Source organism: Streptosporangium sp. NPDC049248, assembly GCF_040678965.1.
Classification (GTDB): Bacteria; Actinomycetota; Actinomycetes; order Streptosporangiales; family Streptosporangiaceae; genus Streptosporangium; species Streptosporangium fukuiense.
The window spans coordinates 174,616-187,296 of record NZ_JBFAQY010000002.1 but is presented as its reverse complement, the minus strand read 5'-3'; the positions used below and the strand labels follow the sequence as shown (position 1 = coordinate 187,296).

The following is a 12,681-nucleotide window of genomic DNA, read 5'->3' as shown; positions in this document are numbered from 1 at the left end:
GTGGTCACAGCACTAGGGCTTGTCCTGGCAGGGAATCGTCGCCGCAGTCGGCGCGGCAGGCGCGTTCTCAAGGAAGGCCTGGGTTGAGACGGCATAGGCGGAACACAGAAGCCGGCCAAGGCGTGTCGCCCTGCCGTCACCGAAACGCCGGGTGGGAACACCCATGACATGCAGGCGCCGTTCCAGGGCCACGCCTGAGACCGCGACCACCGTGTCACCGTACCGATCAACCCAGCGAAACGCGTCCCGGAGCAGCGCAAGGGCAAGCGGGCCGAAACCCGCTGCCGTAGTGCGGGGCCAGGCTCGGCCGGTGGCCAGGCGGCTGAGCTCCCAGATGCTCGGATCGCGAGGAGCGGGGGCGCCGCGCAACGTCTCGGAGAAGACGTCGGGGATCATATAAGGACCGTCGGTGGGCAGGAGCCGACAGCACCCCGTGACCTCCCGGCAGACCTCCCCATGGCTGATCACGTAGACCGGATCGCAGTCGTCGTAGGAATCTCGCTCCATTCCGTGGAGGCTGCCGACGTCCCAGCGGAGGCGTTCGTGGAACACCTCGTAGCGGAGGCGGAACATGCCGGTGAGTAACCACGCCGGGAGGTCATCCGTGCGGCCGACGACAATCCGCTGTACGCACTCCATGGGGCTGGTCAATGAATGGTTACCGGCGTCGATGTCATATCTCTCCAGTGATCGGGTCCCGCGCCACCCACTGGCTGGCGTTCGGCATGCGCTGCACCTCATCGCGCCACTCGTCGACGAGCAGTCCGGCTACACCCCCGGCGTGGCCACCTCACCGGCGAACCGGTAAGAAATCATCCTGATCGGACCATACGCCCTAAACAGGGCGGGTCAAGCACTTTCTATGCCCTCACCAGGACGGGAGCATCCCGTGATTCTGCTGTGTGGTTCTGGCTGCTTGTCCTTCGTGGTCTTCTGTTCGACCTGGTGGCCATCGGCCGCGGCCGCCCCGCCCGCGCGGCTGTGGTCCTGCGCAGGCCGGCCAGGCGCGAGTTCAGCAAACGGCATGGTGGGTTCGTGGTCGCGGGCGGGCTGCCTGCCGATTTCCGCCGGACAGATCTTGGTGGCCGGTCGGTCGGCGAGCTTGTCCTCATCGCCGACCGTCGGCTCGCGGAAGTCGTGGAACTTCCTGATCCGCGCCGGGGGGTACTCGATCGTGCGCCCGGACCAGTCGTAGGCGGCGAACAACTCCGCGTCCACCTTGACCTGTCCCGCCATGAACTCCACCGCTGGGCGAGACAGGTCCTCCCGGCGAGGAAACCTCGCTTCGAGCTCGAAGAACCTCAGCGGCAGACCGAGGCCGAGCCGAGTCGCCTCACAGCACTAGGCGGAGATGAAGTGCAAGATCACGTTGTGCACGTGGTGTGCCTTGTTGTCGCCCCGGAACTCCACCTCGTAGGTGTGGGTGCCCACGTGGATGGCGATGGCACCGGAGGAGAAGAAGGAACCGGCGAGTGACTTGTTGCTCACCACGCTCACCGCTGAGACCCTGGAGTAGGGAATGCTGGTGATGGCGATCCTCTTGCCGACGAACGACTTGTCCTGCACGATCACACGCTTGTCGGTGAGTCCCAGGAAGCCGGTGCCCGTGCCGATGGCGTCGTAGACCGCGATGATCTGCTCGCCGGGCATGAGACCGCTCGCGATCTGCTGGTACTGCTCCTTGCGGTCGTACACAACCTCCGCCATGACGCTCGCAATCTCTCGGGGGATCCGTGCTCCTGTGAAACGAACGTCCGGGGAACGAGGTTCCTGGGCGAGTAAGGTCGGGGCCGTGCACTTTCAGATGAGGATCACCGATCGTCACGGCGGCGTCAGCGCCGAGCCGTACGGCAGCCGCAACCTCGGAGGCCTGTGCGGTGACGAGCCGGCCGCGGTCGCGGAGAACAGGGCCAGGACGGCCGCCGAGTTCGGTCTGGAACGGGTCGTGTTCATGCGGCAGGTTCACAGCGCCGACGTCCGTTACGTCACCGAGCCGTTCGGTGACGACCCGCCGCCGCTGGACGGGATCTGCACCGACGTGCCGGGTCTCGGCCTGGCCGCGCTCTGTGCCGACTGCGCGCCGGTCCTGCTGGCCGAGCCACGGGCCGGCCTGGTGGGGGCCGCGCACTCGGGAAGGGTCGGCACCGTGTCCGGCGTGGTAACGGCACTGGTCGAGGAGATGGCCAAGCGCGGTGCGGACCCGGCGAGGATGACCGCCCTGATCGGTCCGATGGCCTGCGGCACCTGCTACGAGGTCCCGGCCGAGCTGCGCGAGGAGGTCGCGGTACACCTCCCCGAAGCCTGGTCGATCACCTCCAGGGACACTCCGGCACTGGACCTGCGGGCCGCGATCACCTCGCAACTCGGCAGGGCGGGTGTCGGGGAGATCACCCACGACACCCGCTGCACCATCGAGACCGCCGACTTGTTCTCGCACCGCAGGGAGGGCACGACCGGCAGGTTCGCGGGTTACGTCTGGCTGGAGCCCTGACCCGGCTCTCACCCCGGTCCCGCCTCACAGGGGGGGGCGCTCCGGCGCGACCGAAGGTGGTGGAACCCGGCCGGTCGCCGTGACGCCGGTCATGAGGTGACGCGTTCCAGCACGACCACCGGAATCTCCCGGCTGGTCTTCGTCTGGTACTCGTCGTAGGCGGGCCAGGCCGCCGTCATGATCTGCCACAGCTCTGGCTTCTCCTCCGGGGTGGCGGTGCGCGCCCTGGCCGTGAAGCGGTCGCCCAGCACCTGGACCCCGACCTCGGGGTCGGCCTGGAGATTGAGATACCACAGTGGAGGGTTGTCGGCGCCGCCCTTGGAGGCCACCACGAGGAAGTCGTCACCGTGGCGCTGGTAGATGAGCGGGGTGTGGTGCCGTTCGCCGCTCCTGCGGCCGGTGGTGGTGAGGATCAGGGTGGTGGTGCCCTGCCACTCGTGTCCTTCCGCACCATCGGTCGCCTGGTACCGCGCGACATGTTCTTTTCCGTACAGCATGACCTGTCCCCTCTGACGACTTACGCAGGTCATTACCCGTCAGAGGGGATCCGTCACGTCGGGCCGCTCAGTCCGCCGACAGGATGCTGCCGTAGGCGCGGGCGGCCAGATCCGCGATCAGGTCGTGGGGGCCGAGGAGGTCGGCGCACTCGGCCCCGATCTCCTCGGCCGCCGCGCTCGCGAGCCCCGGGGCCGCCTCGGGCCCCAGGACGCACGGGGACAGGGCGATCCGCTGGGCGCCGATGCCGCGGAGCCGTCCGGCGGCGTCGGCCACCGTGGGCGCGCTGTCCAGCGAGGCGACCAGGACGGGCAGCGTCAGCCGAGAGGCCAGCAGCACGGCCGTCGGCTGTGCCTCCGCCGCCGCGTTCTCCCCGCCGACGGTGGCGAGGATGACCCCGTCGACCGGGGTGTCGACCGGGTTGGAGATGTTGAGCAGCCGCATCCGGTCGGCCCGGGCCAGGCTCTTCTCCGACAGCCGGATGTGCAGGGCCTCGGCGAGCAGCGGATGCGGCCCCAGCGGGTCGGTGACCGTCACCGGCACGCCGCTGGCCGCGACGGCCATGGAGATCAGCCGGTCCGCGACCGGGTGCGGGCCGGTCAGCAGCGGCACCACGATGGCGGCTGTGGCGTTCTCGGGCCGCTCCCTGGCCGCCGACTCCAGTTCGGAGGTCAGCTCCTTGGCGTCCTCGCCGAGTCCGGCCAGTCTGACCTGGATCTGTGGGTTGTCCACCCGGATGAGGGCCGCGAGCTCCGCGGCGGTGCCGGTGGCGTCGCCGAGCGCGGCCAGCACCAGTGCCGGCGCCTCGGGCGGGAGCTGGGAAGGCACGGGCCTGCGGTGCCTGCCGGAGGGCCGTACCGGGCGCCCTCGTACGGGGAGGATGGGACTCTCACTCACATGCGCGGACTCTAGGGCCATTTGACTCTTCCCGTGACCGGAAACGGCAGCATTTCCGTCACAACATTCTGAAAGGTGAGGTGCGCGGGATCATCCGGGACGGGTCTCCCGGCGTCTGCCCTCGGCGCGCGGCCGGGGGCCCTTCGATATCAGACATCGCGGTGGCCTTCCCACTCGTCCTCCAGGGCCGAGTGCACGATGGAGTCGCGCCAGGCTCCGCGGGCCCGGACGTGGTGCCTGATCCTGCCCTCCTCGACCATTCCGGCGACCAGCATCGCCAGTTGGGCGGCGGTGTTGGCCGGGGAGCGGGCACCCCAGATGCGGTGCAGGCGCAGGTCGCGGAAGCCGAACGCGAGGATCAGCCGGATCAGGTCGGTGCCGATGCCCCGGCCCCAGTGGTCGGGGCGGAGCCCGAGGCCGATCTCCGCGCTGTGCGGGTGGTCGGCCTCGATGTGCAGCCTGGCGACGCCGAAGGCCTCGCGGCCGTCAAGGTCGGTCACCGCCAGTACGTAGAGACGCCGGGGCTCGGTCTCCGAGGACTTCATCGCCTCGATGATCGACTCTTCGACCTCCTCGCGGGTGCGGGGGTCGAACGGCAGGTGTTCGGTGGCAGTGGGGTCGCCGTATACCGCGTGCAGGGCGTCCACGTCCTCGATGGTGACCTCCCTCAACCGGAGTCTCCTGCCCGAGATCTCAACGTGGCGCATGCGCAGACGCTAACCTCTCGGGAGTTCCAGGACCAGAGATCAATCCAACAAGCGGACATACCATCATTTAATGATCTTATATGTACCGCTTCGCGCCTGCCCAGGCCTGGGGCGCCAGGTGATCTCGGCACCGCCCCGGGGCGTGGACGTCACCTCGACGGGACGACGACGTCGGAGTTTCCCGGAGCGTAGACGGTGATGCCCCCGGGGAGGGCCTTCAGCTTGTCGATCTCGACGCAGGCGCGGCACTTCCGATAGCTCTCCTGGAGCTTCTTGTTCGCCTGGGCCTTGCCGGTGGCCAGCGCGATCGACGCCTTCGCGTCCGCCTCGGCCTGCCTGATCTTCGTTTCGGCCTCGACGTCGGCCTGCGACGCCTTCGCCTTGGCCTCGGCGATCCCCGCCTGGGCGACCTGGGCGCTGTTCACCGCGGTCTGGATCTCGGGCGGCAGCGTCACCCGGACCAGGGTGAACCGCAACCCGGTGAAGAAACGGCCGCCGAGCAGCTGTTCCAGATCGCGCTCCAGGAGCCGGTTGATGCCGTCCTGGGCCCGGGTGATGGAGGCGTTGCTGTCGACGCCGGCCGGATCGGCCCTGGTGGTCGAGGGCTGTACCAGCGCGCAGGAGGAGAGCAGGTCGGCGCAGTCGGCGGCGCCGATCTGGGTGCGCAGGGCGTTGTAGACCACCGGTCGCACGGACTGGATGAAGAACGCGTTCCAGCCCTCGTCCCCGTCCCAGGCGTAGCGGGACTCGCCGTCCTGTCCCAGGTAGGTGCGGGTGCCGTACCTGTCGTCGAAGCGCTTGAGCATCTCGGTGTCGAGGTTGAGTGTGAAGTAGAGCGTGCCCTCGATGCCGAGGTTCACCCCGTCGGCACTCGGCACGGTCACCTCGTCCACGCCGCTGCTGCTGGCTCGCTTGGCGTCGGTGGTGATGGTGTAGATCCGCTGCTGGGCGGGATAGGAGTGCAGCGACGACCACAGGCCGACCCAGGTGAGCCCTGAGCCGGGCGGGATGACCTGGCGGATCCCGGTGTCGTCCAGCGGGCCGCCGTCCCTGACGACGGCCACCTGGCCGGGGTCGGTGCGCTTGAAACCGCCTCCGACGACGATCAGAACGGCCACTGCGGCGACCGCGAAAACCACGGCGACGATGCTCTTGCCAAGGCGCATGCCGGTCCTTTCCTGGGGACGGGCACCGGAGGGCGGTGGCGGGGGATGGCCGTCCCAGGCCACCGACCCACCCGGCTTCCCTGCGTGGTGGGTTCTGATGGGTTTGACGGGCCGGTGAGCCGATGAGTTCGGTGATTTGTGGAAAAGCTTCGGACGATGCGCCCGTTGCCGGCCGACCTCCGCCCGGCTTCCACGTGATGAGAACCCGCGCGCCTTCCACGAGCCCTTCGTGGCCTGCGACCCGGAGTCGATCGGGCTCGTCGAGGACGGTCGTACGCCGAGGCCGAGCGGGTCCTGGGGGGCTGTCTGGACGACGCGGAGGAGGTGCTGGTACGGGCGTATATCCGCGGACCGTAATCACGGAGTAATGCGGCAGAATGGGCGAATGATTCCCTCGAATCTGCATGTGCTCGTGGTCACCGGTCCCGGCCTGGTCGCGGACCTTCGCCTGCTCACCGAGGTGGCCGACCGTGAGTTCGCGGCCCTCGGGGTCGGCGGGACGGTGTCGATGACCTCCGACCTGCCAGGCTTCCGGGCGGCGCTGGAGTCGCCCGGCGCCCTGGTCGTCGTGCCGGGTCCGGATCCGGGGGCCCGCGGCCTGTTCGCCGAGTATCCCGAGGCGGTCTGGCTCGACCTGACGAAGTCCGAGGCCCCGCTCTCCGGGGCGGCGGACGGCGCGTCGGGCACCCACCTGCACGGGCGGGGGGTCTGGGGGCTGACCTGGGCGATCAGGCACGCCGTACACCGGCTGCGCCGACCGGCGCACCGGGTCGGCTACGGTGATCACCCCGAGCAGTGGGCGGAGATACGGCCGCCGTACGGGACCCCGGGGCAGGCGCCCTCGCCCGAGGCCGACGGACGGACACCCGTCGCGGTGCTGCTACACGGTGGTTTCTGGCGCTCGGTCTGGGGCGCGGATCTGATGGACGCGCTCGCCATCGACCTCGCCGAGCGCGGGTTCGCCGCCTGGAACCTCGAATACCGCCGCCCCGACCTGCACGGCTGGGACGCGACCACCGCGGACGTCGCCCGGGGCATCGCCCTCGCGGCACAGGGCGCCCGCGGCCCGCTGGTGGTGATCGGCCACTCCGCGGGCGGGCAGCTCGCCCTCCGCGCCGCCGCCGACGACCGGCGGATCACCCTGGCGGTCTCCCTGGCGGGGGTGCTCGACCTGGCCGAGGGGGATCGCAGGCACATGAGCTCCGGCGCGGTCGCCGCGGCGCTCGGCGGATCCGCCGCCGAGGTGCCCGAGACCTACCTGCGGTCGGGGCCGCTGGAACGGCTCCCGCTGGGAGTGCCCCAGCTCGTCGTGCAGGGGAGTGGGGACGACCTGGACCTGGTCGACTTCAGCCGTCGCTACGCGCGAGCCGCTCAGGAGTCAGGCGATCAGGTGATATATCTCGAAATGTCGGGTGATCATTTCGACGTCATCGATCCCGCGTCACCGATCTGGCGGGCCACCGCGGGGGCGATCGCCGAGCACGGCAAGGTCACCTGACGCGACGGTGGGTCTCAGCCGGACGACAGGGGGCGCCAGGGGACGGGGCTGGACAGCACCATCATGCTCGACGGGTGGCCGTACGGGGCGAGCCGGTCGATCATCTCCTCGAATGTCGTCATCGAGGAGGTGACGACCCGCAGCAGGCAGCAGGCGTCACCGGTCACCCGGTGCACCTCAAGGATCTCCGGCCAGGCCAGTGCCTGCTCGTCGCGGAGCACGCAGCGGGGGCCGTAACACGACATCCTGATCAGGGCGGCCACCCCGCGCCCGGCCCGTGACGCATCGACCCTGGCGTGGTAGCCCGTGATCACCCCGGTCTCCTCCAGCCGCCGTACCCGCTCCGCCACCGCCGGGGCGGACAGGTGCACCCGCCGGGAGAGCTCGCTGTAGGACAGTCGCGCGTCCTGCTGCAACTCGGCCAGCAGTGCCCAGTCCATCGCGTCCACGATCACGCTCCGTCATGCCGTAAGTTGATCTGCCGGATGCCTTCCGTTCCGAAGGCGCAACCCAATAATCACCTTTCTCGCATTATTTTCGTACAGACCGATACGGAGCACCATGGGGGTGTACAGGCGTAGGAGGAGCGATGACCGCTATCAAGCAGCTCACGGAGCAGGACCGTAAGGCACGCGCGGAGGCCAACGACGGTCTGCCGACGCTGGGCTTCGAAGCCGGCACGCCCTACGACGAATACGTGGGCACCGCCGCCCTTCATGATCTTCAGCACACTGTCACCGACGCCCCGGAGGAACTGGCGTTCCTGGTCACCACGCAGGTGATGGAGCTCTACTTCGGGCTGCTCCGCTCGGAGTGGCGTCTGGCCCAGCGGCAGCTCGACGAGGACGACGTCAACGCCGCGACGTGGACGATCAGGCGCACGGTACGGCACTTCGAGGCGCTCAACGCCGCCTGGGCCGCGCTGAGCTGGCTGACCCCGGCGCAGTTCAACACCTTCCGTGACGCGCTCGGCGAGGGATCGGGTTTCCAGTCCGCGCTCTACCGCCATGTGGAGTTCCTGCTCGGCAACAAGTCCGAGGCGCTGATCAGGCCGCACCGCCGCAACCCCGAGGCGCACCGGGAACTGGTGGAGGCGCTGCACCGGCCGAGCCTCTACGACTCGGTACTCGCCATGCTCGCCCGCGCGGGCCACCCGATCCCGGCCTCGGTGCTCGAACGCGACCTCGCCGCGGAGTACGAGCCGAGCGCCGAGGTCGAGGCGGTCTGGGTCGAGGTCTACGCCGGGCCGCTCGCCCCGCTGGCCGAGACGCTGACCGACCTGGCCGAGCAGTTCTCCGACTGGCGCTACCGGCACCTGATGGCGGTGCGCCGCTCGATGGGGGCCAAGCCCGGTTCCGGCGGATCCAGCGGCCTGAGCTGGCTGGAGCGGAGCATGCGGCGGGAGGTCTTCCCCGAACTCTGGACGGCCCGCACCCTGATGTGAGCGCGCCCGACCGGGGCCTGCGAGTCCCCGGAGGCTACTCGATCTCGCTCGGTGCGGCGCCGTCAGCCGGTCTGGCAGACCGGGCACCAGAAGAGGTTGCGCCCGGCGAGCACCTGCGTGCGCACCTCGGTGCCGCAGAGGAAACAGGGCATGCCGGAACGCCGGTAGACGTAGACCTCGCCGCCGTGGTCGTCGACGCGGGGCGGGCGGCCCATCGCCTCCGGAGTGTGCTCGGGCCTGACCGTGTCGATGCGGCCCACCCGGACACCGTCGGTCATCAGGAGCACCAGATCCGCCCAGATCGCCTCCCACTGCTCGCGGGTGAGGTCGCGGCCGGGCCGTGACGGGTCGACGCCCTGCCGGAACAGTGCCTCGGCCCGGTAGATGTTCCCCACGCCCGCGACGACCGACTGGTCCATCAGCAGGACCCCCACGGAGGTGCGGCTGCGGCCGATCCGCCGCCAGGCCGACTCGGGATCGGCGTCCGCGCGCAGCGGGTCGGGTCCGAGTCTGGCGTGCAGCGCGGCCTTTCCCGCCGGGTCGAGCAGTTCGCAGGTGTTGGGGCCGCGCAGGTCCGCGTACTCGCCGGTGTTGCTCAGGCGTAGCCGCACCATCCCGGTCGGCGCGGGCACGGGGACAGGGCCGAAGGCGTACTTGCCGTAGATGCCCAGGTGGACGTGGAGCCACCGCTCGTCGTCGAAGCCGAGCAGCAGGTGCTTGCCGTGGGCGTCGGCCTCGGTGAGCACCCGCCCGTCGATCCGCAGCGCCCCGGCGGCGAACCGCCCCTGGGGGCTTTCCGCGCGGACCTCACGGCCGCCGAACGCCCGCCGGTGCTCTCCGGCCAGTCGATGAATGGTGTGTCCTTCAGGCATTCCACAGAGCGTAATTCATGACGACCACTGCCGCCCCCGGGTGGTCTCCGCTGCCGAACGCGTGCCGGGAAGATCATCGCCGGCCGCTGTGACAGGCCGATGTCCCGCCCCCCGGCGGGCCGAGTCGGGACGTGCTCCGACGATGCGATCACCGAGAGCTTCCTCACCTCACCCGAGTGATCTTGACCATCCCGCTGTGGCACGTTGATCCTTCTGTCATGACCTTGTGGCCGTGGGGCCGCTCTCTCAGACTCCGGTACCTCTCGCACCCGGTTCCTCCGCCGATCCCAGAAAAGGACCCCTCCCGCCGATGACCGTCATGAAAGACCCGGCTGCCGCGACCTGCCCGATCCGCCACCCACTCGACCTGGGCCCCGACGGGGTCAACCGGCCCGGCCTGTACCTCAACGAGCTCTACCACGAGATCCGGGAGGCCTACGGGGTGGTCCCGGTCGTCCGAGCCAACGGCACCGACGCCAAGCTCGTCACCCGCTACGAAGACGTCAAGGCGGCACTGCGCGATCCGCTCCTCTCCCGGGAGAAGGCCCTGCCCTTCGACGACGTCTCCGGCCTGGAGGGCACCATCCTCGGCCTGGACGGCGCCGCGCACGCGGCCGTGCGCGGGCTGGTCAAGGACCACTTCACGCCTCGGGCCATCGAGGCCCGCCGTACCGAGATCGAGCGCTGTGCCGCCGCCCAGCTGCAGGTGATGATCGGCCGCGGTGCGCCCGCCGACCTGCTGGCCGACTTCGCGCTGCCGTTCGCCCTGGAGCTGATCTGCGACCTGCTGGGCCTGCCCGAGGCCGACCGCGCCGACTTCCACCGCTGGAGTGAGGCGTTCCTGTCCCACAGCAACCTGTCGCAGGAGGAGGCCGAGGCCTCGCTGTTCGCGATGTACGGCTACCTGGCGGGCCTGCTGCAGCAGCGCCGCGGCGCGCCTGCCGGCGACCTGCTGTCGCAGATCGCCGTCAACGGCGCGCACCTGCCCGAGCACCAGCTGGTCATGCTGCCGATCGCGCTCATCGTCGGTGGCTGGGAGACCTCCGCCAGCAGTATCGGCACATTCACCCAGGTCCTGCTCACCCACCCCTACGGCGGGTACGACAGCGCCTACCGCTACCTCGTCGACCACCCCGACGACCTCGTCGGCGCGATCACCGAGCTCGAGCGGATGTTCTCCACCACCGCGGCCGACGCCATGCCGCGCTACGTCACCGCCGACACCACCCTGCCCAGCGGCACGCACTTGTCGGAGGGAGAGCTCGTCATCTCCTCTGTCAACGCCGCCAACTACGACCCGCGCGCGTTCGCCGACCCGCACACGATGAACTTCGCGCGTTTCGCGCGTGCCGCCACCGACACCGACATCGAGCGGCACCTGTCGTTCGGCTACGGCATTCACCACTGCATCGGCCGCCACCTCGGCCACGGGGAGGTCGTCGCCGCGATCGGGCTGCTACTGCGCGAGCTGCCCACGCTACGCCTGACGGTGGCCACCGAGGACATCCCCCGAAAGATCGGCCACGCCGTCGGAGGGCCGACCCACCTGCCGGTGGCCTGGAGCTGACAGCTCGACCGACGGTCAGGGCGGCGTGGTCACCGGCTCGGGGCGGTGCTCGCGCCGTCGCCCGAGCAGGGCGTGGGCCGAGGCGGCGAGGGCTGCCCCGGCCGCGTAGGCCACCAGGTCGGCCGCGCCGAACGTGCTGCCGAGCACCAGCCTGGCCACCACGCTCACCTCGGAGAGCGCGGCCGGGACGGGTGTCAGCTGGGCGAGCTCGACCGCCCAGCTGAACGCCAGCGCGCCGAGTGCGGCCCGCGCCGGCGTGATCCGGGGCCACACCAGCACGATCAGCGCGTACACCAGCACGGTGTAGAGGGCGTCGCCCGCGTACTTGCCGAACCAGCCGCCGGTGACCGCGCGGACGGTCAGCCCGGCGGCGACGGTCAGGGCCGCGGCGAGCGCGGCGAGCAGACGGGTGCGGAGGGCGGGCGGCATCCACCCACGATAGCGATCACGCTCCCCGGCCGCGCCGCCGGACACCGTCCGGAGGGAGCGGGGCTCAGGGCAGCCGCCACACCGCGGGCAGGCCCTTGCCCGCGCCGTCCTCGGAGTAGTCGTGCGTGACCTCCAGCAGTTCGGCCATCCGGGCCTGCCAGGTGATGTTCACCGGCAGACCGGCCAGCGACGAGAGCAGCGCCTCGTAGTCGTCGCACTCGATCACGTGGAACAGGTCCTGGCCGCTGCGCCAGATCGTCCACTCGTGCGCGCCGCCCCGCTTGATGGCCTCGACCAGCTCGGCGGGCACCTCCCGGTGCGCCTGGTCGTACTCGGACTCCCTGCCAGGCTTGACCCGGGTGTGCAGCGCGACGCGCATCTCGTACCTCCATGAAGTTGTAGACCGTTATAGCAGTGGTCCGATGTGTGGAGGCCGGGAGGGGGCATGCCTGTTGACGCCCCTCCGGTGCGAACTTAAACTCATCGCATAGTGAATTTACTGCGGCGAACGGCCGTACCGCGGGCGGCCCCCTCGCCGCCGTCGCCGGCCGGTCGTGACAGGGGAGTGTGACACTGTGCGCAGGAGACCCGCGGCCCTCGGAAGCACGATCTTCTTCGCGCTGGCACCGGGCACCGTGGCCGGGTTCGTGCCCTGGTGGATCACCCGGTGGGAGACGGCGGACTCGATGCCGGCGGTGCCGTCCTGGGTCACGGTCTCGCTACGTCTCGTCGGCGCGTCACTCGTCGTCGCCGGGGCCGTGGTGCTGGTCAGGGCGTTCGTCCGGTTCGTCGTGGAGGGGCTGGGCACTCCCGCCCCGATCGCCCCGCCCGAACGCCTGGTCATCGGAGGTCTGTATGGATACGTCAGGAATCCGATGTACGTGGCCGTCCTCGCGGCGATCGGCGGGCAGGCGCTGCTCCTGGGCCGCCCCGTCCTGCTGCCGTACGGCGCCGTCACGGCCGCGGCCGTCGTCGCGTTCGTCCACTGGTACGAGGAGCCGAGTCTGCGCCGCAGGTTCGGCGCCGACTACGAGAGGTACCGCGCGGCCGTGCCCGGCTGGTGGCCCCGTACGCGCGCCTACCGTCCCTGATCCCCGGTCAGGTGGGAGGCGGAG

Annotated in this window: 16 protein-coding genes; 5 read left to right on the top strand and 11 right to left on the bottom strand. The window is 70.1% G+C overall.

Annotation, left to right across the window (positions count from 1 at the left end):
• Positions 1-12 precede the first annotated feature (12 nt).
• The 3 genes from AB0K21_RS04790 to AB0K21_RS04780 all read right to left on the bottom strand — a co-directional run bounded on the left by AB0K21_RS04790 (position 13) and on the right by AB0K21_RS04780 (position 1,707).
• Complete coding sequence (locus AB0K21_RS04790) at positions 13-573, bottom strand: acyl-homoserine-lactone synthase (protein WP_364147849.1); 561 nt, start codon at positions 571-573, stop codon at positions 13-15.
• 276 nt (positions 574-849) lie between these two features.
• Positions 850-1,236 carry a hypothetical protein gene (locus tag AB0K21_RS04785; RefSeq protein ID WP_364147846.1) on the bottom strand — a complete coding sequence of 129 codons (387 nt, stop codon included), beginning with the start codon at positions 1,234-1,236 and terminating at the stop codon, positions 850-852.
• A 105-nt stretch (positions 1,237-1,341) separates the two neighbouring features.
• Positions 1,342-1,707 (bottom strand): PH domain-containing protein, encoded by a 366-nt coding sequence (locus tag AB0K21_RS04780; protein WP_343967764.1) that lies wholly within the window; start codon positions 1,705-1,707, stop codon positions 1,342-1,344.
• Positions 1,708-1,804: 97 nt separating this feature from the next.
• On the opposite strand from AB0K21_RS04780, the gene pgeF reads away from it, so the two are divergent.
• Entirely contained in the window at positions 1,805-2,491 is a 687-nt protein-coding gene (pgeF, locus tag AB0K21_RS04775) for a peptidoglycan editing factor PgeF (protein ID WP_343967824.1), read from the top strand.
• Positions 2,492-2,580: 89 nt separating this feature from the next.
• On the opposite strand, the gene AB0K21_RS04770 is transcribed toward pgeF, so the two are convergent.
• The 4 genes from AB0K21_RS04770 to AB0K21_RS04755 all read right to left on the bottom strand — a co-directional run bounded on the left by AB0K21_RS04770 (position 2,581) and on the right by AB0K21_RS04755 (position 5,756).
• On the bottom strand, positions 2,581-2,988 hold the full coding sequence (locus AB0K21_RS04770; RefSeq protein ID WP_343967762.1) for a nitroreductase family deazaflavin-dependent oxidoreductase: 408 nt from the start codon (positions 2,986-2,988) through the stop codon (positions 2,581-2,583).
• A gap of 67 nt (positions 2,989-3,055) precedes the next feature.
• Positions 3,056-3,883: a CbiX/SirB N-terminal domain-containing protein gene (locus AB0K21_RS04765; protein WP_364147843.1), complete on the bottom strand. Its 828-nt coding sequence runs from the start codon at positions 3,881-3,883 to the stop codon at positions 3,056-3,058.
• Positions 3,884-4,032: 149 nt separating this feature from the next.
• Positions 4,033-4,590 carry a GNAT family protein gene (locus tag AB0K21_RS04760; RefSeq protein WP_343967756.1) on the bottom strand — a complete coding sequence of 186 codons (558 nt, stop codon included), beginning with the start codon at positions 4,588-4,590 and terminating at the stop codon, positions 4,033-4,035.
• Between the two features lie 149 nt (positions 4,591-4,739).
• Positions 4,740-5,756 (bottom strand): SPFH domain-containing protein, encoded by a 1,017-nt coding sequence (locus AB0K21_RS04755; protein ID WP_364147840.1) that lies wholly within the window; start codon positions 5,754-5,756, stop codon positions 4,740-4,742.
• 385 nt (positions 5,757-6,141) lie between these two features.
• On the opposite strand from AB0K21_RS04755, the gene AB0K21_RS04750 reads away from it, so the two are divergent.
• A complete protein-coding gene (locus tag AB0K21_RS04750; protein WP_343967750.1) occupies positions 6,142-7,254 on the top strand; it encodes an alpha/beta hydrolase in 1,113 nt (370 codons plus the stop codon).
• Positions 7,255-7,268: 14 nt separating this feature from the next.
• Here AB0K21_RS04750 and AB0K21_RS04745 read toward each other — a convergent pair whose 3' ends face one another.
• Positions 7,269-7,694 (bottom strand): Lrp/AsnC family transcriptional regulator, encoded by a 426-nt coding sequence (locus tag AB0K21_RS04745; protein WP_211263939.1) that lies wholly within the window; start codon positions 7,692-7,694, stop codon positions 7,269-7,271.
• Positions 7,695-7,843: 149 nt separating this feature from the next.
• Between AB0K21_RS04745 and AB0K21_RS04740 the strand changes: the two genes are divergently transcribed.
• Complete coding sequence (locus tag AB0K21_RS04740) at positions 7,844-8,698, top strand: tryptophan 2,3-dioxygenase family protein (protein ID WP_343967748.1); 855 nt, start codon at positions 7,844-7,846, stop codon at positions 8,696-8,698.
• A 62-nt stretch (positions 8,699-8,760) separates the two neighbouring features.
• Here the strand turns inward: AB0K21_RS04740 and AB0K21_RS04735 are convergent, their stop codons facing one another.
• Positions 8,761-9,570: a DNA-formamidopyrimidine glycosylase family protein gene (locus AB0K21_RS04735; RefSeq protein WP_343967746.1), complete on the bottom strand. Its 810-nt coding sequence runs from the start codon at positions 9,568-9,570 to the stop codon at positions 8,761-8,763.
• Between the two features lie 310 nt (positions 9,571-9,880).
• On the opposite strand from AB0K21_RS04735, the gene AB0K21_RS04730 reads away from it, so the two are divergent.
• Positions 9,881-11,137, top strand: coding sequence for a cytochrome P450 (locus AB0K21_RS04730; RefSeq protein ID WP_343965205.1), 1,257 nt, complete (start codon positions 9,881-9,883; stop codon positions 11,135-11,137).
• 15 nt (positions 11,138-11,152) lie between these two features.
• Here AB0K21_RS04730 and AB0K21_RS04725 read toward each other — a convergent pair whose 3' ends face one another.
• Together AB0K21_RS04725 and AB0K21_RS04720 are read right to left on the bottom strand one after the other, a co-directional pair.
• Positions 11,153-11,566 (bottom strand): DUF2809 domain-containing protein, encoded by a 414-nt coding sequence (locus AB0K21_RS04725; protein ID WP_343965207.1) that lies wholly within the window; start codon positions 11,564-11,566, stop codon positions 11,153-11,155.
• Between the two features lie 64 nt (positions 11,567-11,630).
• Positions 11,631-11,945, bottom strand: coding sequence for an L-rhamnose mutarotase (locus tag AB0K21_RS04720; RefSeq protein WP_343965211.1), 315 nt, complete (start codon positions 11,943-11,945; stop codon positions 11,631-11,633).
• Positions 11,946-12,141: 196 nt separating this feature from the next.
• On the opposite strand from AB0K21_RS04720, the gene AB0K21_RS04715 reads away from it, so the two are divergent.
• Positions 12,142-12,657 (top strand): methyltransferase, encoded by a 516-nt coding sequence (locus AB0K21_RS04715; protein WP_343965213.1) that lies wholly within the window; start codon positions 12,142-12,144, stop codon positions 12,655-12,657.
• Positions 12,658-12,681: the final 24 nt, after the last annotated feature.